At 36.6% G+C, this 23536-nt stretch carries 21 protein-coding genes; 10 read left to right on the top strand and 11 right to left on the bottom strand.

Annotated features, from left to right (window positions below; all coding sequences use genetic code 11):
• The first annotated feature begins 36 nt into the window (after nucleotides 1-36).
• Genes BTA34_RS15815 through BTA34_RS15775 form a run of 9 tightly spaced genes read left to right on the top strand, consistent with a single transcriptional unit; the run spans nucleotide 37 to nucleotide 10711 of the window.
• Nucleotides 37-1191, top strand: a complete 1155-nt coding sequence (locus BTA34_RS15815) for an aminomethyltransferase family protein (protein ID WP_151436369.1) — start codon at nucleotides 37-39, stop codon at nucleotides 1189-1191.
• A 58-nt stretch (nucleotides 1192-1249) separates the two neighbouring features.
• A complete protein-coding gene (locus BTA34_RS15810) occupies nucleotides 1250-3808 on the top strand; it encodes a beta-ketoacyl-[acyl-carrier-protein] synthase family protein (RefSeq protein ID WP_151436368.1) in 2559 nt (852 codons plus the stop codon).
• On the top strand, nucleotides 3805-5022 hold the full coding sequence (locus BTA34_RS15805; protein ID WP_151436367.1) for a beta-ketoacyl synthase N-terminal-like domain-containing protein: 1218 nt from the start codon (nucleotides 3805-3807) through the stop codon (nucleotides 5020-5022). Before BTA34_RS15810 ends, BTA34_RS15805 begins: the two co-directional genes overlap by 4 nt.
• A gap of 29 nt (nucleotides 5023-5051) precedes the next feature.
• Nucleotides 5052-6053 carry an ATP-binding protein gene (locus tag BTA34_RS15800; protein ID WP_265576114.1) on the top strand — a complete coding sequence of 334 codons (1002 nt, stop codon included), beginning with the start codon at nucleotides 5052-5054 and terminating at the stop codon, nucleotides 6051-6053.
• An 11-nt stretch (nucleotides 6054-6064) separates the two neighbouring features.
• Nucleotides 6065-6772, top strand: a complete 708-nt coding sequence (locus BTA34_RS15795; protein WP_151436365.1) for an ATP-binding cassette domain-containing protein — start codon at nucleotides 6065-6067, stop codon at nucleotides 6770-6772.
• Entirely contained in the window at nucleotides 6753-7421 is a 669-nt protein-coding gene (locus BTA34_RS15790) for a hypothetical protein (RefSeq protein WP_151436364.1), read from the top strand. The genes BTA34_RS15795 and BTA34_RS15790 overlap by 20 nt, the downstream gene beginning before the upstream one ends.
• The gene (locus BTA34_RS15785) at nucleotides 7421-8716 is read left to right on the top strand and encodes a hypothetical protein (protein ID WP_151436363.1); all 1296 of its coding nucleotides are present in this window, start codon (nucleotides 7421-7423) and stop codon (nucleotides 8714-8716) included. Before BTA34_RS15790 ends, BTA34_RS15785 begins: the two co-directional genes overlap by 1 nt.
• A 22-nt stretch (nucleotides 8717-8738) precedes the next feature.
• The gene (locus BTA34_RS15780; protein ID WP_151436362.1) at nucleotides 8739-9677 is read left to right on the top strand and encodes an ACP S-malonyltransferase; all 939 of its coding nucleotides are present in this window, start codon (nucleotides 8739-8741) and stop codon (nucleotides 9675-9677) included.
• A 23-nt stretch (nucleotides 9678-9700) separates the two neighbouring features.
• Nucleotides 9701-10711 (top strand): hypothetical protein, encoded by a 1011-nt coding sequence (locus tag BTA34_RS15775; protein WP_151436361.1) that lies wholly within the window; start codon nucleotides 9701-9703, stop codon nucleotides 10709-10711.
• Between the two features lie 60 nt (nucleotides 10712-10771).
• Here BTA34_RS15775 and BTA34_RS15770 read toward each other — a convergent pair whose 3' ends face one another.
• The 11 genes from BTA34_RS15770 to greB all read right to left on the bottom strand — a co-directional run bounded on the left by BTA34_RS15770 (nucleotide 10772) and on the right by greB (nucleotide 20857).
• The gene (locus tag BTA34_RS15770; protein ID WP_151436360.1) at nucleotides 10772-11521 is read right to left on the bottom strand and encodes an amino acid ABC transporter permease; all 750 of its coding nucleotides are present in this window, start codon (nucleotides 11519-11521) and stop codon (nucleotides 10772-10774) included.
• Nucleotide 11522: 1 nt separating this feature from the next.
• Complete coding sequence (locus tag BTA34_RS15765) at nucleotides 11523-12260, bottom strand: amino acid ABC transporter permease (RefSeq protein ID WP_151436359.1); 738 nt, start codon at nucleotides 12258-12260, stop codon at nucleotides 11523-11525.
• 107 nt (nucleotides 12261-12367) lie between these two features.
• Nucleotides 12368-13207, bottom strand: coding sequence for an ABC transporter substrate-binding protein (locus tag BTA34_RS15760; protein WP_151436358.1), 840 nt, complete (start codon nucleotides 13205-13207; stop codon nucleotides 12368-12370).
• A gap of 214 nt (nucleotides 13208-13421) precedes the next feature.
• Nucleotides 13422-14153 (bottom strand): phosphate signaling complex protein PhoU, encoded by a 732-nt coding sequence (gene phoU, locus BTA34_RS15755; RefSeq protein WP_151436357.1) that lies wholly within the window; start codon nucleotides 14151-14153, stop codon nucleotides 13422-13424.
• A 14-nt stretch (nucleotides 14154-14167) separates the two neighbouring features.
• Nucleotides 14168-14944 (bottom strand): phosphate ABC transporter ATP-binding protein PstB, encoded by a 777-nt coding sequence (gene pstB, locus BTA34_RS15750; protein WP_006534565.1) that lies wholly within the window; start codon nucleotides 14942-14944, stop codon nucleotides 14168-14170.
• Nucleotides 14945-14973: 29 nt separating this feature from the next.
• A complete protein-coding gene (gene pstA / locus BTA34_RS15745; RefSeq protein WP_151436356.1) occupies nucleotides 14974-15876 on the bottom strand; it encodes a phosphate ABC transporter permease PstA in 903 nt (300 codons plus the stop codon).
• A 1-nt stretch (nucleotide 15877) separates the two neighbouring features.
• The gene (pstC, locus tag BTA34_RS15740; protein WP_151436355.1) at nucleotides 15878-16837 is read right to left on the bottom strand and encodes a phosphate ABC transporter permease PstC; all 960 of its coding nucleotides are present in this window, start codon (nucleotides 16835-16837) and stop codon (nucleotides 15878-15880) included.
• A 77-nt stretch (nucleotides 16838-16914) separates the two neighbouring features.
• On the bottom strand, nucleotides 16915-17955 hold the full coding sequence (pstS, locus tag BTA34_RS15735) for a phosphate ABC transporter substrate-binding protein PstS (protein ID WP_109373686.1): 1041 nt from the start codon (nucleotides 17953-17955) through the stop codon (nucleotides 16915-16917).
• A gap of 213 nt (nucleotides 17956-18168) precedes the next feature.
• Nucleotides 18169-19509: a two-component system sensor histidine kinase EnvZ gene (envZ, locus tag BTA34_RS15730; protein WP_151436354.1), complete on the bottom strand. Its 1341-nt coding sequence runs from the start codon at nucleotides 19507-19509 to the stop codon at nucleotides 18169-18171.
• On the bottom strand, nucleotides 19506-20228 hold the full coding sequence (ompR, locus tag BTA34_RS15725) for a two-component system response regulator OmpR (RefSeq protein WP_023583230.1): 723 nt from the start codon (nucleotides 20226-20228) through the stop codon (nucleotides 19506-19508). Before ompR ends, envZ begins: the two co-directional genes overlap by 4 nt.
• 149 nt (nucleotides 20229-20377) lie before the next feature.
• Entirely contained in the window at nucleotides 20378-20857 is a 480-nt protein-coding gene (gene greB / locus BTA34_RS15720; protein WP_151436353.1) for a transcription elongation factor GreB, read from the bottom strand.
• Between the two features lie 181 nt (nucleotides 20858-21038).
• On the opposite strand from greB, the gene BTA34_RS15715 reads away from it, so the two are divergent.
• Nucleotides 21039-23378 (top strand): Tex family protein, encoded by a 2340-nt coding sequence (locus tag BTA34_RS15715; protein ID WP_151436352.1) that lies wholly within the window; start codon nucleotides 21039-21041, stop codon nucleotides 23376-23378.
• The last annotated feature ends 158 nt before the right edge of the window (nucleotides 23379-23536 follow it).

The raw sequence follows: 23536 nt of genomic DNA, 5'->3' as shown, positions 1-23536 counted from the left end.
AATTAAGAAATATCTTTTTTATTAATTGGAGATGTTATGAAATATTTTGAAATGGACAATAAAGATAAAATATTATTTGCGGAATATAATGGCGTCATGCTTCCAAAAAGTTATTCTAATGAACATAAAGCGTATTTTTCTGTAAGAAATAGTATATTAATGACAGATTTTTCTCATTATGGCATGGTGAAAATTTCTGGCAGTGATGCTTGGCGATTATTAAATTATCTTATTTCTGCGGATATTTCATCTATTCGTGATGAACAATTACTCTATACACTTCTTCTTGATAAAGAAGGAAAGATAATGAGTGATGCTTATGTGTTATGCGATAACGAACATTATTTCTTAATTTCTGAGTGGATGAATAGCGAATTATTATGTCAGCATGTACAAAAAGTATTTGATGAAGAAGAACAGTCAGAAAGTTATCAGATTGATACTATTACGCCTCTCTCATCAAATTGGAGAATGATCTGTCTAGAAGGACCTTATGCTTGGGAAATTCTATCTGAAATATTTGGTATGGATATTATCGGATTACCCTTTCATGAGTTTATGTATGTGAACGAAGATGTGATTGCTATGCGTGTAGGTAAGCACGGTGAATATTGTTACCATATTATGGGCGAGGAAGATAAGTTAATTCAACTTTGGCAAAATTTGAGTGCATTGGCTGAGAAATATGATTTAGAAATAGGGGGAATCGATGATTTAAAAAATATTCGACTCGAAAATCCTTGCTGGGAGCCACAAGTGATTAACCCATTTAGCCGATGTCCCATTGAGTTACAAATGCAGTGGGCAATTAGTTACGATAAGGATGAATTTATTGGGCTAGAGGCGATAAAGCAACGCTCTGAGAGTGGTGTTACTCAAAAAATAGTTGGAGCAAGAATACTCAATGGGCATGAAGCCCCCCATATCTCAGAAGGCGATCAAGTCTATTATAAAAATGAAAAGATAGGTGTCGTGATCCAAGCAGGGTACTCTTTTATATTAAATAATTATGTCGGAAGAATATTATTAAAGCGGGATTTTGCCTACGTTGATATTGATGATTATAAAATAAAAACAGCTAATGGTGATATTAACTTTATTACTACAAGTATTCCTTTTGTTAATAATCTAAGTTTAATTATTAATCCAACTGAAAATAGTTATCTTGAAAGAGAATATATTAATAATTAAATCTTAAAATTTTAAAAAGATATTTATTAATTCTAATAGATATTATATAGGAATTACCATGAATAGTAGACGCCGTCGGGTTGTAATAACCGGAATGGGGATTTTATCATCTTTAGCTAAAGATGTACCTCAATTTAAACAAGTTCTTTTTAATAGGCAGTGTAATATTAAGCCAAGTAAACGTTATTTAAAATGGTTTGAAAATGCCAATGCATCTGAAATTGAGATGCCACTAGATTATTCAAATATACCTGAACATATTGCTAGATCATTAGATAATGCGGCATTGTGGGCATATCGAGTCTGCTATGAAGCGCTACTACAAGCAGGTTTAGCAGAAAATAAAACGATATTAGATAACACGGCAATGATTGTTGGTGTCTCTTCTGCGGGTACTGAAGCTTTTTTACCTCTGTTTGAACAGCATATTGATGATTTTTCTATTAAAAAGGCCATTTTATCAGGAGGGTTCTCATCTTGTTGCTCCAGTGTCTCAAGTTTACTGGGCTTGCGAGGCGGCGTTGAGTTAGTTGCGACAGCATGTACAGCAAGCTCTAATGCAATTGGCATGGGTTATGATTATATTCAAAATGGAAAAAATCCAGTTGTTTTAGCTGTAGGTACAGAACCTATTTATCTCCCTACCTTTGCTGGTTTTTATGCATTAAACGTGATGAAAACTACGCCAACTTCTCCCTTTTCTGGTACGCCAGGTATGTCAATTGGCGAAGGTGCTGGCGCATTAGTTTTGGAAGATTATGAACATGCAGTCGCTCGTGGAGCAACAATGTATGGTGAAATTATTTCTTATGCTACTTCTTGTGATGCTTATCATGAAACTGGCCCCGAACCACGAGGAAATGGTGCCGTGCAAGTCATGCGCAAAGCTTTAGATAATGCGGGTATTACTCCTAATGATATCGATTATATTAATGTGCATGGCACAGGAACAGAAGCAAATGATCGCATTGAAACAATGTCGATGAAAAAAGTATTTCCTAATATTGATAGTATTCCATTAAGCTCCACAAAATCTTATGTGGGGCATAATATTGGTGCTGCAGGTATCGTTGAAATCATAGCCTGCTTTATTAGTTTAGCCGAAGATAAAATCCCACCAACGTTAAATTTCACTCAGCCAAGACATACCTGTGATTTAAATTATGTGCCGAATTTATTTCAAGATAAAAAAGTAAAATTATTTATGAAAAATAATTATGCCTTTGGAGGAAATAATTGCTCTATTATTGCTAGCCCTTATATTACAGATAAAAAAACGAAAGAATATAAAGCCAAACACGTTGTTATTACCGGAATAGGGGCTATTACTTCCATTGGAAATAATGTAATGGAAATGATATCGGCTATTTTATCTGGAAAACAAGGGACATTAAAAAAAATTGTATTTGATAATGATGTGCAAAAAGATATCGATAAATTAATGTCCGTAGTGATAAAAGATAACGATTTTGAGCAATCATTAGGACATCCTTATTTTGATCCTAATATCGATGATCGTTTGAATAATAGCGCCTTTTATCATGCTATTACTGGGGCTAATCCGAAAAAATTATTACGTTGTTATGATCCTAGAAAAGCTATTCCTAGTGGCACTTATGCACTATTAGCGTTAAATGAAGCGCTGGCTGATGCTAGACGAAAAATTAAACGTAATGGTGATGATTTAGGCTTTATTTTAGGTATGTCAAAAGGGCCACAAAGTACTGTTAATCGCTATTTACAAAGTTTAATTCCAGATCCTAAAAAAGTAAGAACTTCAGAGTTTCCAGGCACGTTAATGAGTGCAGTATCAACATTTTGTGCTATTACTGAGGGGATCAAAGGGTATACAACCACCTTGGCAACGGGAGTTAATGCTGCATTAGGTGCATTAACCTATGGCTATGAAATTATTAGACAAGATTTACAGCCTCAAGTGATTGTTGGTGGGGCTGATGAGCATTTCAGCTCAATTTCGCTCTATTTTCAAGCGATGAGTAAGAAAGTGAATCTGACCACGAACGCAACAGATTATCAGGTTTACTCAAACACGAAAACAGGCTATATCCCCGGTGAGGGTGCTTGTATGTTATTTCTTGAAGATAAGGAATATGCCCGCAATCGTGGTGCTAAAATTTATGCTGAAATCATAGGCTATGGTAAAGCAAATGATAATGCTTTTTTAGAAGATGAAAATATTCCCGATAGAGTGGCAGCGCTATGTAAAGCAATTAAACAAGCATTATCCGAGGCGCAACTTAGTTTTGAAGAGATTGATCTTATCTGTGGTACTAGTGATGGAAATAAAGAGAATGATTGCGTTGAAATAAAAGCGATTCGGCAAATATTCTATCAAGGGGCTAATGTTGTGCCTGTGGTGAATTATAATGCTTTTTTTGGCTTAGTCGAATCGTGCTCTGGAATATTAGCACTCTCTTTAGTTATTCATATGATGGAAAGTAGCAACATTATTCCTATTCCTTATACAGAAAATTTTATTGCTGATGATATTAATTTTGTTACTCAACCCATAAATAAGCGAATAAAAAATGCTTTAATTATTGGCTCATCAGAAGGGGGAAATCACTATGCAATTATCATAAGGAAATTTTTATGAAAAATATTGCAATAAGTGGATGGGAAATAGATTTACCTTCAATGGCCAATTTTAATCTACTTTCTGAACAGTTATTATCAAAATCACCCATTAAAACAGAAAAGTATTTTACCGACGATTATTTTACAGAATATTTTAAACTTAATCACAATCCTGCAGTTATCCAATATAAGAATAAAGAAAATAATATTTTTGAAAAGCTAACGCAATTAATTAACAACAGCCTTAGACGCGCCAATATAACTCTTGAAAAGTTTCGTTGTTCACGCGTTAAAATGTATCTTGCAGGGCACGGTCCAAGAGCAGATTTTATTGATTATCAAGGATTTTATGATAAAAATGATGTGGAAGATGTTCAATATTCTCCACAAATAAAATCACTACATGCGACATCTTATGCGCAGGATGAATTAGCAAACAAATTGTTTACTGAATATCAGTTAGATTTTCCACCTATCCCTATTTATTGTGCCAGTAACTCTGCATTAATGGCTGTCCACATAGGGCATAATGAAATAAGCCAAGATATGGCTGATTTTGTGGTTGTTTTATCGTGGAATAGCCTACTTTTGCAAGATATTGCTTTTATGGATAGCCAAGGTATGTTGGTCGAAGAATATGCTCAACCACTGAGTAAATATAGTGATGGAGTCACTTTATCAGACGGTTATGCAGTCATAATTTTAGAAAATCAACAACATACTCACGCCAGAAAATACCTAGCTCCTGCTTATATCAGCCATACCCGTTTTATGCAAAGTAATGCTGAACGCGCAATGGGAGGAACATTATTTAATTTTTATACAATATCAAAAGCTATTTCACAGCTTCTTGAGATTAGCCATTATCTTCCGAGTGATATAGGCGCCATTTTTATTCATGGCAATGGTTCGATTATTAGTGATAAAGCTGAAACAATAGCGATTGCTAATATTTTTAAACAGCCTATTCCCATTATTAGTTATAAAGGGCAGATAGGCTATGTTTCTAATTGTTCTGGTATTATTGATTTAATGATTATCGCTGATTCATTAAAAAATAATAGGCTGATCTCATCTAATACACACTATCCAATAGATGATGCTATGGGGCTTCATTTTTTAGTAAATCAAGGGTGTGTGAAATATAATGCCAAACCAGTATTAAAAATAGGTTTAGGTATGGATGGTTCTATTATTGCCATGATATTAATGGCAAATAAGGATCAAAGATGAGCCTATTAATATCCTCTGAAGCCATTAATGTGGCGGCTTATGCTTTTTACGAGCCACAAGAGCCACTTATGCCTTTTATTCCTTCATGGTACAACGTATGGGAATCACATATGTTACGTTTGGTCGCTAAAAAGAGCGGAGAAACGAGTTGGAGTTTTCAACGCTATGGGGTCAATTATGATATGTACTTACGTGAGGGAATAAGAAAAACAAATTGTCGCCCTTATTTATATGCGATAGAGAACGTGGTTGATCAAGCATTTTCTTGTTTAGATACTCAGTCACAATTTCAATTAAAAAAAGAGAGAAATGGCATTATTTATATTGATGCATGGGGAGAATTAACCGCTTTTGAGCAGATTGATAGCTTAAGAGATGCTTTTACTCTTAATATTATTCCTAGAAATATCATAAAAAAATATAGCATCAAAAATTTCTCTTGTAAGATAAGAGGTGAACGTAATGGCATGATGTCAGCATTACTATTAGCACAAAAATTAATTAATAGTGCTCTTTTGGATAATATTTTTATTTGTGGCGGTTTTCGAGCCATACCTATTTTATCTTTTAGTGAAATAGACAGACAACCATTAGCCTCTTTTTTTAAACCCAAAACACTTAATCATATCAACAGTATTGAAAGAGTGGCTTGTATTATTGTAAGTAAAAAAGTGCGATCAGATATTTCTATTTATATTAATCGCTATTTTTCTATTGATAAAAATAAAAGAAAGGCAATAAAAAAACTAAGGAATGAGTGGGATGAATTAATTAATGAAAATACTAAGTCAATTTATACTGCTGCTTTACTAACTTATAGATATATTTCTATTCTAGAAGCAACATTGTCAATGCTACCCTCTCATATTAATCGTTATTTTTTAAACCGCCTTTATGGTGATAGTGGATTTATTACGCCGGTTCTTATGTTTGATCATTTACAAAAAATAGGAGGCTCTTCCTCACATCATATTTTGAGTGCATTTGATGGAGAAAATGGCACTTGGCTACTTGATTGTTGGAAGCAATAGTAGGGTAATTTATGAGTGTAATAAAAAAAGCGTCTCAAATAGCATTGATTTCTCTCTCTAATATTAATAAGCGCGTTGGTGATAAGAGTAATCAAAAAAGCATATTAAAAAACATCACGTTTAATATAAATAATGATGATTTTACATTAATTAGATATCAGTATGATAATGAAGAAGATGCGTTGATTAATATTATTTCAGGTATCGATATTCAATATACTGGCGATGCTTATTTATCAGGATTTTATTTACATTCATTGAATGAAAAACAGCGTGCATTATTAAGAAATGAGATGATCGGTTTTATCTCTAGAAATAACTATTTTTTTAATGATTGTAGCGTGTTTGATAATATTTATTATTCAATATTAAACTATAAATATAAAAAAAACAGAGAGTGTCAAATTATAAATTCACTTAAATTTATGGGAATAGAAAAACTTTATCATCAGAGACTAAAAACATTATCATCAGAACAATTATTAAAAGTGGCTTTCGCTAGAGTTTTGGCGAAAAAACCTAAGTGTATTATTGCTAATTATAATAATGGTAATTTCAATCAAGATAACTTTTATTATTTTATTCAATTATTATTAAAAATACACACTGAGCTATCAATGCCAATATTATTAACAACGAGTTGTCATGGCTCCATTTCGGATGTGAATAATATTATGAGACTTAAAAATGGAGAATTATATGATGAGGAGAAGCGTTAACAATATTACTGTAGTTTTGATTCTGATGTTACTATTTCTTCTTCAAGTAGAGAGTAAAACAAATAATAGAAATCTTAATAATCATTTTTTTATCTTTATATCGTTAAATAATTTTACTGAAAGTTCTAAATTAATAAAATTAATTTTATATTTAGATAATGATATTAAAAAAAATAATAATCAATTTGATAAAATAATTTATGGGTATGCAAGTGTCTTTTTATCTGAATTTTATCATAATAGTAAGTATTATTCTCAGGCTGCAAGGGCAATAAAACAGGCGTTTTTTTATCTTGATGAAGCAGTGGAAGAAAATCCAGATAATTGGCGATTAGCTTATTTACGATTAAGAATGGATGCCTTTACACCTCATGATTTAGGACGCTGTGTTATTGCTAAAAAGGATAGTCAGCAATTATTTGAAAATAACAATATAAGTGCTGATCTTATTCCAATGATCAAATATATGTATATACGGTCATTATGGGGTTGTCATCAGTTTTCACAAGCAGAGAGTGCAATAGCCCAATTACTTAAAGAAAGTGAAGCACATAAAATAATGACTAAATATGGTTTAACAGGCGTTCCTCCGTGGTTACCTATTGAAAAAACCGCGGTTATTCAGCCTCTGACATTAGAGAGTAATTAATGGAAAATATTATTATATTTATCACAGTAATTATATTTATAATGTTACTTTCTATTTCATTATCTTGGTTTTATATAAAGTATACTTTAGGCTTGTTCTATCGTTCAATTGGTTATTTTTATCGAAGTTTATGTTTTCTTACATTACTTTCTGTGGTGACATTTCTTTATCATGGCTTTTATAATCACATCTATTTTTTATTAAAAGAACAAGTTGCATATTCTAATTTTGGTCATATAGAAATATATAAGAAAGAGAATAAAAATAATATTGATGATAAAAATAGTTATTTAGAAATAACAAATTCTGAAGAGATTATCGATTTATTAACAAAGAATGTTGAACTATCAGGAAAAATACAGACAATCTCACCTCAAATTATTTTTTTAGGGGCGGTGGAAAATTTAATTAATAAAAAAATTATGTTTTTTTGGGGGCTAGCGATTGAACCTCAGTTATTATTATCCATAGGGGCATACGATCTAACTACTTTAGGAAGTGAGTTATCTAATATCAAAAAAACAGAGATCACCGTAGATAAAACTATGGCTAGTTCTATAAATATAAATTATGGTGATTGGGTTAATGTTATATTTGTTAATCATGAAAATGAAAAAATAGTCCTACCCACTTATGTTCGTGGTATTTTTAAAACGCAAATAAAGGCTTACCCTTATGCAACTATTAAAATTCCATTGGAAACTATCCAAGATTTAAAAAAGAATAAAAATGTAAGTCGAATAAATATTTTATTAAAAAATAGTTATTATATTGATAATGTTATATCAATAATAGAGAAAATAAATAAAGAAAAATCCTTAAATTTGAAGATTGTTTCAGCTATGGAAAGGAAAGATTATATTGTATCTATAATGACCTTCTTTAATTGGTCAATTATATTTCTATATGGTGTTATTACTGTTTTTTCTTATCTTATAATAAAGAAAATAGTTGTCATTAGCATCAAGAAATCTATAAGCGATATTATTGAATTTAATAAAATAGGTATTTGGAAGGGCAGTTTTTCTCGTCTATTTATTTTGTTGGCTATTTTTATAGTAATAGCTATTTCAATATCAATGTTATTAATTGGGAATTTATTATCTTGGTTGATTAATATGAGACAAATTAATATTAAAATATCAGCTGATAACAGCTATCCAATAATGATTTCTTGGTTATGGCAATATGATGTTATGTTAAAAATACCTTTGTTACTGCTTTTCTCCGCGATAACAGCCTCTTGTGTTTCTACTTTTAAAATTAGTCACTATTTAAATAAATTTAAAAAATAATATTAATATTTAGGAGTATTATATGCCGTTAACAGACAGCGAACATCATCAAAAAGAAGAAATGATTTTATTTTTCCCCGGCCAAGGTATGCCTTATTTAGGCATGGGAAATAGAGCGTATAGCGATTCTCCATCGATAAAATGGGTTTGGAATTGTGCGAGTGAAATCGCTGGGTTTGATGTAAGGGCTATTTGTTTAAAAGGGCCGATGAATAAGTTGATACAAACTCACTATCAACAAGTGGCGATAACAACGATCAATATCGCCACTCTTTATTTATTGCGCGAACGTTGTTGCGTTAATGAGGCTGGATATGCAGGTCATAGTGCGGGTGAATATTCAGCGCTATTCGCCGCGAATGTGATTGGACTTGAATCTGTATTTAAGCTAATCAGTTACCGCGCTTCAATAATGCAACAGTTGGCTACAAATAAAAAAGGGGCTATGTATGTGGTTAAAGGCTGCTCTTATCAGACTTTATCTGCCCTTATTGAACAACAAAATATGGCTACATTGGTAAATATTTGTTGTGATAATAGCGAGCTTTACCAAGTTATTGGTGGAGAGTATGAAAGTGTGCGTAAGATCGTTAATCAATTAGTTAAAATGAAAATAGAAACCAGTAAATTAGCCGTTAATGGCGCTTGGCATACTGAATTAATGAGAGAGGGTAAAAAACTACTCGCTCATTTTTTGCAACAAATCCCATTTTCAATACCCCATAAACCCGTGGTGATGAATGTTTCGGCTGATGTAACAACAGATATTGAGACGATAAAGCAGAACTTAGTCAATCAACTGACAGAAACCGTTAAATGGACTGCAACGATGGCGTTGTGGGGGAGTTTAGGATATAAAAATTTTATAGAGCTTGGCGATAAACGATCACTCTATTATTTGGCTAAAAGTTCATGTTCTTTAAAAGATAAAAATATACTGCATTTTAATGATTATATTTAATCATCTTATATATAGGAGCGATAATGTTACCTAATTATCATTATTATGCACAATCGCATCATTACTCTATGTTAATTCCGATTTATGTTGCCTCGAGCGTATTAAGCTTATGTTTTATTAATAATTATACTGTTCTAAGTTACTGGGAATTATTTATTGGTAATTTTGCTATTTTTATAGTGATCTTTTTGAGTGCTATTATAAATGAACGAATATATTGGTTATATTGTACGTTCTCTGAGAAGTTTTATTTTAAAAATAACAGTAAAAAATATGAATATAGTAACAAAACACCTTATCGGTTTTTTGTTCTCTCACTATTTTATATAATTGTTGTGATTACAAGTTTTCTTAGTATCTCTTATTTAATAGAAGTTAATTATGATAATCAAATATATGTGATTATTTTTATTGGTTTTTTATTATCGCCGATGATGATATGGCTATTTATGAGTGTTGTAATAAAATTTTATTTTACTAAATCAATTCATTATCTAAATAACTTTTCTTTGAATAATAGTAACAGAAAAAAATTTAAAATATCTTATATCATTGTTAATGAAGTTATTTTAAGTCTGTTAGTTAATTTTCCTATTGTGCATCCTCTCTATAAAAGTGCTGCCTTTTCGTTAGAGCAAGGTTATCTTAATATTGAATTTATTATTTCATTGATAATATTATTATATAGTGTTCTGTTTATTATGCTTTTATTATCGAAAGCAAGCAAAATTAATTATTTAATGGGATTGATTATTTGCTATTCTTTTGAAGAAGACTTTTCTGAGATAAAAAAGAGGAGCCTATTTCTTCGTATATTATTGTTTATGACGCTGATCCCAGTAGGTACGTTACTCATCTGTTTGTTATTTTATGTTATTAATATAATAGAAAGTTTTATTCTTATTTATTCTATTAGTTTATCTTTAGTGGTTTATCTTTATTTTATTGAGAGAAAATATAAACTCCATCAGGAATTTATTTTAGCATTTGATATGATCTTACGATTAAATACATTAAAAAAATTTAAGAGCTAGGCGATTTTTATCTTTATTATTTAACCTCCCCTAACAGATCCCATTAGGGGAGGCGTTTAGTTAAATGACTTTTTCACTCAATGGTATTTTTTTGCAAGAAAATAAGGATTGCCAAAAAGGATGTTTTTCTTTTTGTATTGAAAATGATCGGTTGATCCGATTAGCTATGATTTCCAATGAAAAACAGAGAATAAAATAGATAAAAGCCACAAATAAAAAGACTTCCATTGGATAAACCATACTGCGGTTATTGACTTGTGTGGCTAAGAATGAAAGCTCGCCTACACCTACCACATAAGCTAATGAAGTATCTTTAATTAAAGCTATCCACTGATTAATAAATGAAGGCACCATCATGCGTAATGCTTGTGGCAATACGATATGCCACAACACTTGCCAGCGATTAAAGCCTAAAGATAATCCCGCCTGCCATTGCCCTTTTCCTATTGCCAAAATACCCGCTTTGACACCATGCGCAATATAAGACGATGTAATTAAAGCGAGCGCACAAATGACGGTGGTGATTTCAGGTATTTCCATCCCCAATACCACAGGCAATAGAAAATAGACCCAAAATATCAACATAATGACGGGAATAGCGCGGAAAAAGCCTAAAAAAGCCGCAAAAAGGTTAACCCATACACCTCTGAGCATTGCCAGTGCAATGCCACCTAATGTACCTAAAATAATAGATGCAATACCCGCAATAATACTGATAAAAACGGTTAGCGCTGCACCTTCTAAAGGTCCGTCAGGATAAGCACCAAAGAGTAAGTACTGCCAGTTATCAGCAATAACAGTAAAGTCCATATTAATACCCTTGTGCTAATTTACGTTGCTGATGCCATTGTCCCCAAGCTTCCATCAAGGCTATTGCCGCAATATAAAGAATGGTTGCGACACCAAAGGCTTCGAAAGTACGTAATGATTCTGTTTCGACTTGTCTTGATGCGTAAGAAAGCTCTGCAACACCAATAGCCATAGTCAGTGATGAGTTTTTTATCACATTCATGTATTGACCCAGCAAAGGAGGCAGAGCAATACGAAAGGCTTGAGGTAAAATCACATAACGCATCGATTGCCATTGTGTTAACCCTAGAGCTAAAGAGGCATATTTTTGCCCTTGTTTAACACCTTGAATACCTGCTCTTAGTTCTTCGGCAATAAACGGGGTTGAGTAAAATGTCAGACCCACAATGCCGGCTAAAAACTCAAAAGAAGGCCAAGCAAGCGTTACACCTAAGAATACAATCTCATGAGGTGTGTTTAACCACATCATGGCGCTTTGTGGCAGGATCTCTCCTGATGCGAAATACCAAAAGAACAACTGCACTAACAGTGGCGTATTACGAAACAGCGAAGTATAAACAGTGGCTAACCAGCGTAATGGCACAAAAGTGCTATCTCTTGCAGCACTAAGGGCGAAGCTCATTAATGTTGCAATGACAATAGTCCAAAAAGAGATAAGCAAGGTGATGAGAAAACCGCTCCAGAGCCAGCTTAAATAGTGTGGCTCCAGAAGGTAATGTGAAAGAAATTGCTCAAACATATAATAGACCTATTGTAGACACCAAACCCCGCAGAAGCGGGGTAGGTGTTTTAGTAAAGGAATAACTTTGTTTTTAATGAAAGAAGAAAGTTATTACGCTTTAAGGATCAAGATTGTGGTGTTTGCTCTGATAATGGGGCAAATTTGAAATCGCCACGAGGCTGAGCTGATTTTGTTTCAGGGCCAAACCAACGATTGTAGATCTCGTCTGCTTTGCCTTCTTTTTCCAATCTTAATAGTGTGTTATTGATTTCATTAATTAAACGATCTTCACCTTTAGCTGCTGCGACTGCTTGGTATTCGCGCGTAATGCTAAATGATGACACTTCAAAATCGGCTTTAATGGCATCAGGAAGGTTTGCTAATAAACCCACTAATTTTGCATCATCTTGTGTGATGGCTTGTACGTTACCGTTACGTAATGCAGCGAAAGCGAGAGGAGTATCGTCATAAGAGATAACTTTGGTGTCAGGATAACGTTCACGTAAAGTGATCTCTTGAACAGTACCTTTATCGGCACCAATACGCAGTGAATGAATTTGTTCTGGGTTAGTTAAAACGCCTTTACGTGCAATAAATTTTTGACCGGTTGCAAAGTAAGGAACAGAGAAGTCAACTTGTTTAGCGCGTTCATCGGTAATGGTGAAGTTAGCGGCGATTAAATCGACTTTCTTAGAACTTAACAGTGGAATACGGTTTGCTGGGTTTGTTGGACGTAGTTCCAGTTTTACGCCTAAATCTTTGGCGATCTCATTGGCGATATCCGCATCATAACCTGCGAGTTTTTTGGTTTGAGGATCAATAAAGCCAAAAGGAGGATTGCTATCAAAGATAGCGATACGTACGACACCTGCTTTTTTTATATCATCGAGTTTATCTGCTTTTGCAATACCAGAGAAAAGTACAGAGCCTGCAATTAATGCCGTTGCCAAAACACGTAGTTTCATTATTCACCCCAAAGAAAAGAATTATCATCGTTATGTTGCATATCACGCTATCAAGTTGATCTAAGTTCATAAAATAATAAAAATTGATATCGATATGCTTTTAAGGAATAAAGCTATAAAAGAGGTGGAGCTAGAACGGTGTTTATCTATGAACAAATAAAAAAACAGCGACATCAGTGTCGCTGTTTTGAAGAGAAGAAAAAGAGAGAGAAATTTATTTAGCGGTGTTGTCGTCACTTTTTGTGAGCATTTTTTCTACTTGGTCGCCCCCTAAATGGCGGAAATCATGACCTTTTACGTAATAGAAAATAAACTCACAAATGTTCTGGCAACGGTCGCCAATACGTTCAATAGAGCGCGCACAAAATAGTGCGGTTAGTACACTTGGGATGGTTCGAGGATCTTCCATCATATAAGTCATTAATTGACGGACGATACCTTCATACTCATTATCAATTTTAGCGTCTTCACGGTAAATACGTACGGCTTCATCCAAGTCCATACGTGCAAAGGCATCAAGAACATCATGCAGCATTTGTATGGCGTGTTGGCCTAAAGATTCTAAGCTCACAAGCAGAGGTTGATGCTGGTGTGAAAACTTTTCAAGCGCCGTTTTACAGATTTTTTCAGCAACATCGCCAATACGTTCTAGTTCAGCGATCGTTTTTGATATCGCCATAATTAAACGTAAGTCACTCGCTGTTGGCTGACGTTTAGCAATAATTCGCATACACGCATCATCAATGGCGACTTCCATCATGTTGACGTTATGGTCACCTTGAATAACGTCATTTGCTAATGCTTGGTCTTGATTATGCATTGCTGTAATGGCTTTTTTCAGTTGCTCTTCAACAAGCCCCCCCATAACCATCAGCTCAGTACGGATATGCTCTAACTCAGCATTAAATTGACCAGAAATATGCTTATTGTGATTTAAATTATCCATTAATTGCCTCGTTATCAGCCATAACGCCCAGTGATGTAATCTTCAGTTTGTTTTTTCGCAGGACGCGTAAATAACGTATCCGTATCGCTAAATTCAATTAACTCACCTAAATACATAAATGCCGTGTAATCAGAACAACGAGCCGCTTGTTGCATATTATGTGTCACGATAACCACGGTATATTCCGATTTGAGTTCACTAATCAGCTCCTCAATACGACCCGTAGAGATAGGGTCGAGAGCAGAACAAGGTTCATCCAGTAATAAAACTTCAGGACGGATTGCGATACCACGAGCGATACATAAACGCTGTTGCTGACCACCAGAGAGACTATATCCACTCTGGTGTAATTTATCTTTGGTTTCGTTCCATAATGCGGCTTTGGTCAACGCCCACTGAACGCGCTCATCCATATCAGCGCGAGAGAGCTTTTCAAATAAGCGGACACCAAAGGCAATGTTGTCATAAATTGACATCGGGAAAGGTGTTGGCTTTTGGAATACCATGCCGACTTTGGCGCGTAATAGTGCGATATCTTGCTTATCTGTCAGGATATTATTGCCATCTAGCAAAATTTCGCCTTCTGCGCGTTGTTCGCCATAAAGCTCATACATTTTATTAAAAGTACGTAGTAAGGTCGATTTACCACAGCCAGAAGGGCCGATAAATGCCGTCACCTTATTTTTGGCAATATCTAAAGAGATATTTTTCAGCGCATGAAATTTACCGTAGTAGAAGTTCAAATCGCGAACTTGAATTTTATTTCCTGCGTTATCATTAGCCATAATCATTCAACGTCTCTCTTGCTTAACTTTCTGCGTTAACCGTGCTTGCGTTTAGCAAACAGCACGCGCGCGATAATATTGATAAATAGAACACAGAGGGTGATAAGTAATACGCCAGCCCAAGCAAGCTCTTGCCATTGTGCAAAAGGACTCATGGCGAACTTAAAGATAGTCACAGGTAAGTTAGCTATCGGTTCGTTTAAGTCTGTGCTCCAGAATTGATTTGATAGTGAAGTAAATAATAGTGGTGCAGTTTCACCTGCAATACGTGCAATCGCTAATAAGACACCCGTGATAATGCCTGATACCGAGGCTTTTAAGGTGATTTTAGAGATCATCTTCCACTTTGGTGTTCCTAATGCGTAAGCAGCTTCGCGTAAGCTATCAGGGACTAACTTCAACATATTTTCAGTGGTACGAATAACGATAGGAATTTGCAGTAACGCTAATGCGATAATTCCCGCCCATCCTGAAAAGTGCTGCATCTGTGCAACAACAATGGTGTAGACAAACAGCCCGACAACGATTGATGGCGCTGACAGCAAAATATCATTAATAAAACGTGTAGTTTCAGCAAGCCATGAACGACGACCATATTCAGCAAGATAAATTCCAGCAAGAATACCTAACGGTGTTCCAATCACTGTCGCCCATAAAATCAGTAATCCACTACCGACAATGGCATTCGCTAATCCACCACCATCAGTATTTGGTGGCGGTGTCATTTCAGTAAACAGTGCCAATGACATGCCATCAAAGCCTTTGGTGAACGTAGAGAATAAAATCCACGTTAACCAGAAAAGACCAAATGCCATAGTCGAGACAGATAAAAACAGTGCGATACGGTTTTTTTGGCGACGCCAAAGCTGGCGTTTATGGCGTATACGCAGTTCGCTTTCTGTTTGAACTTGTAATGAAGAAGAGGATGTTTTTGACATATCAGCGCGCTCCTTCATTTTTTGATAAACGTAATGTCATAAACTTAGAAATCGCAAGGACGATAAAGGTGATGACAAACAAGATAAGCCCTAATTCCATCAATGCCGCAGTATGTAACCCCGTTTCGGCTTCCGCAAATTCATTGGCTAATGCAGAGGTAATACTGTTACCTGGCATAAACAGTGATGCGGAATCTAATTGGTAGGTATTACCGATGATAAAGGTAACCGCCATGGTTTCACCTAAGGCGCGACCTAATCCCAGCATAACACCGCCGATAACACCATTACGGGTATAAGGTAGAACGATATTCCAAATCACTTCCCATGTTGTACAGCCAATGCCGTAGGCAGACTCTTTCATCATGACAGGCGTTTGTTCAAACACATCACGCATGACAGAAGCGATATAAGGAATGATCATGATAGCGAGGATAACCCCTGCCGCCAGAATACCAATACCAAAAGCAGGGCCAGAGAAAAGCTCGCCAACGATAGGAATGGAAGACATCACATTACCTACAGGCTCTTGGAAATAGGTTGCAAAGAGTGGTGCAAAGACAAATAGCCCCCACATACCATAAACAATGCTGGGAATCGCGGCGAGTAACTCAATAGCGATACCTAACGGGCGTTTTAACCAATTAGGGGCTAATTCAGTTAAGAACAGAGCGATACCAAAACTGACAGGAACAGCAATGATCAGTGCGATGACTGAGGTCACAATGGTGCCGTAAATAGGCACTAGTGCGCCAAATTCCTGAGCAGGAGGATCCCACTCTTTCGACCATAAGAATGAAAGGCCGAATTGTTGAATACTTGGCCATGAGGCGAAAATCAGTGAAACAATGATACCTGTTAAAAGCAAAAGCGTAATCAACGCAGCTAGACGAACCAGTGCGCTGAAAATAACGTCCCCTCGTTTACTAGGGGCCTTTATTACCGTTGTGTGCTCGGCCATAAAGCCTCTTTTAATTTATTACCCCCTGTTTTAGCAGGGGGTGAACGTTAACTTATCTCTTAATGATTACCGTTTTATTAGTAAATCGGTTTACCATTACTGTCTTTGATACTTGTTTTCCATGCAGCACGAATTTGTTCTACAACTTCGGTAGGTAATACCGCGTAATCTAGGTTTTTCGCTTCCTGATTACCTTTGTCGTAAGCCCAGTTGAAGAAATTCAGTACTTCTTTACCTTTTACGGCATCTTTTTGTGTTTGATGCACTAAGATGAAGGTAGTTGAAGTAATCGGCCATGCATTTTCACCTTTCTGGTTAGTCAGGTCTTGTGCAAAGCTTTTGCTCCAATCTATTTTTCTTGCTGCGGCACTAAAGCTGTCAGCGGTTGGCGCGATTGCTTCGCCGTCAGCGGTGACTAATTTAGTATAAGCAAGGTTGTTTTGTTTCGCGTAAGCATATTCAACATAACCAATTGAACCTGGTACACGTTGAACGAATGCCGCGATGCCATCATTCCCTTTTCCACCTAAGCCTGTCGGCCATTTTACGGTAGAGCCTGCGCCTACTTCATCTTTCCATGCACTATTTACTTTTGATAAGTAGCTAGTGAAAACGAATGATGTACCTGAACCGTCAGCACGGCGAATAACCGCAATATTTTGGTCTGGTAATTTTACGCCCGGATTGAGCTTAGTGATGGCAGGATCGTTCCATTTTTGGATCTTGCCTAGATAGATATTACCGATAGTGTCGCCATCTAAGGTCAGTTCACCTGATTTGATACCAGGAATATTTACTGCCATAACAACGCCACCAATGACGGTAGGAAATTGGAATAAACCGTCAGCTTGTAATTTGTCGTCTGCTAATGGTGCATCAGAAGCACCAAAATCAACAGTATTTGCAATGATTTGTTTAACACCACCAGAGGAACCAATGCCTTGGTAGTTAATTTTGTTACCCGTTTCTTTCTGATAGGAATCTGCCCATTTAGCATAAACTGGGGCAGGGAACGTTGCGCCAGCACCAGTCAGCGAGGTCGTTGCCTGTGCAGAAAGAGCGGTCATTGAAAACGCAGCGGCAATGACACTAGTCAGGGTGGTACGCATCAGTTTCATAATCCCTCCTGTGGGATAGGTAGAATAATTTTCGACATCTATCAACTTCGGTTACGGTACGCACAGACAATAGGTCAGTTTGATGACAATTAAATGTCTTAATTGTGACAGTTTTATGACAAAGCGAAAAAATGATGAAATATTTATAGAAGGAGAGAAATGAGAAGAGAAATGGCGTAATAAAAAGTACTTCAATACTTGAAATAGAGTGGGCTAATCATCCTCATCTTCGCGCTCTTTTAATGGGAAGTTAGCACGGATTAATAATCCACCTTTAACGCTATCATCAAGCTCTACATAGCCACCATGAGCATCCATAATACGACGAATAATGGATAATCCTAACCCCGCACCCGTTGAGCTACGTGCTTGTTCACCTTGAACAAAAGGTTGGAAAAGGCGTTGTCTATCTTCTTGTGGAATACCCGGGCCATCATCTTCAACTTGGAACCACGCATACTCTTCATCTTTTCCACTTGAAACGCTTATCCAGCCATGACCATAGCGAGTAGCATTCACCACCATATTGGTTAGTGCGCGTTTTACAGCAATAGGGTTAGCTGTGATATTAATGGGTTCAGGATGAAGATGCTCTTCGCTGATTTTTCCGGAATTAGATTCAGCTGAAATAACTTCTCGTAATAGATTATTCATATCACACAGTTCTAAAGACATCTCTTTACCTGTGCGCATATAGTCTAAGAATTGCCCAATAATAGCATCACAGTCTTCGATATCTTTATTGATAGAGTCTGCGAGGTAACTATCTTCGGGGCTCATCATTTCAGTGGCCAAACGAATTCGAGTCAGTGGTGTACGTAAATCATGGCTAACACCTGCCATAACAAGCGTTCTATCATTATCTAATGAGCGAATACCTGATGACATCTGGTTAAAGGCACGAATAATCGAGCGCATTTCAGAAGAGCCAGATTCAGGAATAGGCGGTGGAATAACCCCTTTCCCGATGCGACGTGCTGCATACTCCACTTCATTGAGTGGGCGATTTTGAAAACGGCTATAAAGCCAGAAAAAAGCAACAACGATAATAATAAAAATAATTGCTTGTCGGTAAACAGGCAGTAAGAAGTTTTGCCCTAATTCAGTGAGTGGAACGCGGATCCAAAGCGAGGGGGACATATACGTATTAACCCATAAGACTGGGTATTCTAGCGTATTTTCAATCCATAGCTCGGTTTTTCCTCCCAGATATTCAGACATCTGTTCACTTAATTCATCATCTATTTTGGCCCAATATAGCCCTTCCTCAAGTGCAGCATTTTTATCAAAGAAAGAAACACCGAGTTCGTTATAGATTTTATTACGTAAAGCAGGGGAGATTTTTAGCGGGGTGCCGTCTACTAGGATCAGTTCTTCAGGCATTAACGTACGTATTTCATACGCTAAAACTTTATTAAATTGCTGAAGGCTTGGTCCCACAATAAGGTGTTGCACAACGATATAACTGGCTATCAAGCTAAAAAAAAGTAGCGAGATAACCAGAAATAGCGAACGTGTCAGTTTATTGTGGGGTGAAAGCCTCAGCCTTCTCATTGAACGCTGGTTCCATCAGGAACGAAGACGTAGCCGAGTCCCCAAACTGTTTGAATATAGCGAGGATGCGTTGGATCTTCTTCAATCATGCGACGTAAACGCGAAATTTGGACATCGATTGAACGCTCCATTGCACTGTATTCACGACCACGAGCAAGGCTCATTAACTTATCACGAGAAAGTGGCTCGCGAGGGTGAGATACCAGTACTTTTAATACAGCGAATTCACCACTTGTCAGAGGCATATGCTCTTCTTCGTGGAACATCTCACGCGTACCAAGGTTTAGCTTGAACTTACCAAAAGAGATAATGGCGTTATCTTGTGAAGGTGCGCCCGGCAATTCATTCGCTTGGCGACGAAGAACTGCGCGAATACGTGCCAGTAGTTCTCTTGGATTAAAGGGTTTTGAGATGTAATCGTCAGCACCGATTTCAAGCCCCACAATTCTATCAACCTCTTCCCCTTTCGCAGTAACCATAATAATAGGGATAGGGTTGTTTTGGCTTCTTAAGCGGCGGCAAATAGAGAGGCCATCCTCACCAGGAAGCATTAAATCGAGCACAATAAGATGGATAGATTCGCGAGTGAGCAGACGATCCATTTGATCGGCGTTTGCGGCAGTACGGATTTGAAAACCTTGCTCTGTCAAATAGCGCTCTAAGAGTGAACGCAGACGTAAATCATCGTCCACGATTAGCACTTTATAACTTTCTTGCATTTTTTAAGCTCCCGAAGTGCAAATGCATTTATTAGCGAATTCTATCATCGATAAGAATATTAAACCAAAACCAAAGAATAAATGTTAATAATTTATAGATAAAACTTGTTCATTGGTCTTAATAAAGGATATAAAGCTATTTATTTATCTTATTTCGAATGATATTCGATAGATAATACGCAGTAATTAACTTCACCACCTGGTGTTTGCACACTAATTTCATCATCAACTTGCTTACCAATAAGCGCTCTAGCAACAGGGGAATCAATAGAAATCCACTGTTTTGCTGGATCAAATTCATCGGGACCCACAAGCCTAAAGGTTTTGATATTTTCGTCATCATCTTCAAGCGTGACCCAAGCACCGAAATAGACTTTTCCTTCTTGGCGCGGATCTGGGTCAACGATTTTTAGTTCATCAAGACGTTTTGATAAAAAACGAACACGTCTGTCAATTTCCCGTAATCGCTTCTTTCCATAAATATATTCAGCATTTTCTGAACGGTCACCTTGTGCCGCTGCTTCTGAAACCGATTGTGTGACACGCGGGCGTTCTTCTTTCCAAAGATATTTTAGCTCTTTGTCTAAGGCATACCAGCCATCACGAGTAATATAGTTACTTTTTGCCATTACGAATAAAAACTATCATCAACATTGAATTTCATAAAGGTACTATAGCGTGAATGTTAAAATAATCTGTTAATTTCCTCATAATTGTCGAGCTAGATAGGAATTTTGCCAAATTTTTTTAATGCTCTGCGTGTATAATAGCCATCTTTTTTAACTATTCCTCTCGGTAGGTAAATATTTTATGAATGAATCATTAAGCCGAATTATTGCAGATGAGCTATCTGTGAAGCCCCAGCAAGTCCTTTCGGCTATAACGTTACTGGATGAAGGGAATACGGTGCCATTTGTTGCCCGTTATCGTAAAGAGGTCACCGGCGGATTAGATGATACGCAATTACGTCAACTAGAAACTCGCCTTGGTTACTTACGCGAACTCAACGATCGTCGCCAAACAATTTTAAAATCAATTGAAGAACAAGGAAAACTGACACCAGAACTGCATTCTTCAATTAATGAAACTCAAAGTAAAACAGAGCTTGAAGATCTCTATCTTCCTTATAAGCCTAAGCGCCGTACTCGTGGGCAAATTGCGATTGAAAATGGATTAGAACCATTAGCTGATTTATTGTGGAATGAACCACAAAATAACCCAGAAGAAGCCGCGGCTATTTATATCAATGCAGAAAAAGGTGTTGATGACACCAAAGCCGCTTTAGATGGCGCACGTTATATTTTAATGGAACGTTTTTCAGAAGATGCGGGATTATTAGCAAAAGTTCGCCAATATTTATGGAAAAATGCGCATCTTGTTGCCAAAGTGATTGATGGCAAAGAAGCTGAAGGCGCTAAATTTAGTGATTATTTTGATCATCACGAGCCTATTGCTAATGTTCCCTCTCACCGTGCTTTAGCCATGTTTCGTGGTCGTAACGAAGGTATTCTTCAATTATCACTTAATCCTGATCCGCAATTTGAAGAAGCCCCCAAAGAGAGCTACGGTGAACAACTGGTTACAGAGCATTTAGGGTTACGTTTAAATAATCAACCGGCAGATAGCTGGCGTAAAGCTGTTGTAAGTTGGACTTGGCGCATAAAAGTTTTAATGCATATTGAAACAGAACTAATGAGCCAATTACGAGAAAAAGCGGAAGAAGAAGCGATTAATGTTTTTGCTCGTAACCTTAATGATTTATTGATGGCAGCGCCTGCCGGCATGCGTGCCACAATGGGGCTTGATCCTGGTTTACGTACGGGTGTTAAAGTTGCGGTTGTTGATAGCACGGGCAAATTAATTGCCACAGATACAATTTATCCACATACAGGACAAGCGGATAAAGCCGCAGCAAGTGTAGCTGCGTTATGTATTAAGCATAATGTGGAGTTGGTGGCGATTGGTAATGGTACGGCTTCTCGTGAAACAGAGCGATTTTTTGCTGAAACAGTAAAACGCTATCCAGAAGTGAAAGCGCAAAAAGTGATTGTTAGTGAAGCGGGCGCATCGGTGTATTCAGCGTCAGAGCTTGCCGCTAATGAATTTCCTGATTTAGATGTTTCTATCCGTGGCGCGGTTTCTATCGCGCGTCGCTTACAAGACCCTCTGGCTGAACTTGTAAAAATTGATCCTAAATCAATTGGTGTGGGTCAATATCAGCATGATGTTAGCCAAACATTATTAGCAAGAAAACTTGATACTGTCGTTGAAGACTGTGTGAATGGCGTCGGTGTTGACTTAAATACCGCATCAGTACCGTTATTAACGCGTGTTGCAGGGCTTAGCCAATCTATAGCTCAAAATATTATTAGCTGGCGCGATGAAAATGGTCGTTTTATTGATAGAAAACAGTTACTCAAAGTGGCGCGTTTAGGGCCAAAAGCCTTTGAACAATGTGCTGGTTTCTTACGTATTCGAGATGGTAAAAATCCGCTTGATGCCTCAACGGTTCACCCTGAAGCGTATCCTGTTGTTGAAAATATCCTGCAATCTACCCATCAAAAAATTGATGATTTAATGGGGAATAGCACTTTAATTTCACAAGTAGACGCAAGAGCATTTATTACGGAGCAGTTTGGTCTGCCAACGATTAATGACATCTTAAAAGAGTTAGCGAAACCGGGGCGCGACCCACGTCCAGAGTTTAAAACAGCGACTTTTGCTGAAGGTGTTGAAACGATGAATGACTTAGTTAGTGGCATGATCCTTGAAGGAACGGTGACTAACGTGACTAATTTCGGTGCATTCGTTGATATCGGTGTACACCAAGATGGCTTGGTGCATATTTCTTCTTTAGCTGATCGATTTATTGAAGATCCACATACTGTGGTGAAAACTGGAGATATTGTTAAAGTTAAAGTTCTTGAGGTTGATTTAGCTCGTAAGCGCATCGCATTGACTATGCGTTTAGATGAAGTTGCAGGTGATAGTGATAAAAAACCATCATCATCAAATACCTCGAATTCCGTTAGAAATAACAAAGGGCAAAAACCTGCCCGTGGTAGCCGTCAGCCAATGAATAATGGTAATAATGCAGGAAATAGTGCAATGGGTGATGCTTTAGCTGCTGCATTTGGAAAAAAACGCTAATAGCGTATTTATTATTACCGTATTTGTCGGTAAAAAGAACGAAAATAATGGGCGTGATATAATCAATATTGGTTATATCGCGTTTTTTTATTACACATTATTTAGATTTTTTCTTTAGATAAAGGTATTTATAAGAACGAATTAAATAGCCATATAAT

It is taken from the genome of Proteus sp. CD3 (assembly GCF_008808075.1).
GTDB classification, from domain to species: domain Bacteria; phylum Pseudomonadota; class Gammaproteobacteria; order Enterobacterales; family Enterobacteriaceae; genus Proteus; species Proteus appendicitidis.
The sequence above is the reverse complement of the archived record's forward strand: the minus strand, read 5'-3'. Positions and strand labels throughout refer to the sequence as shown.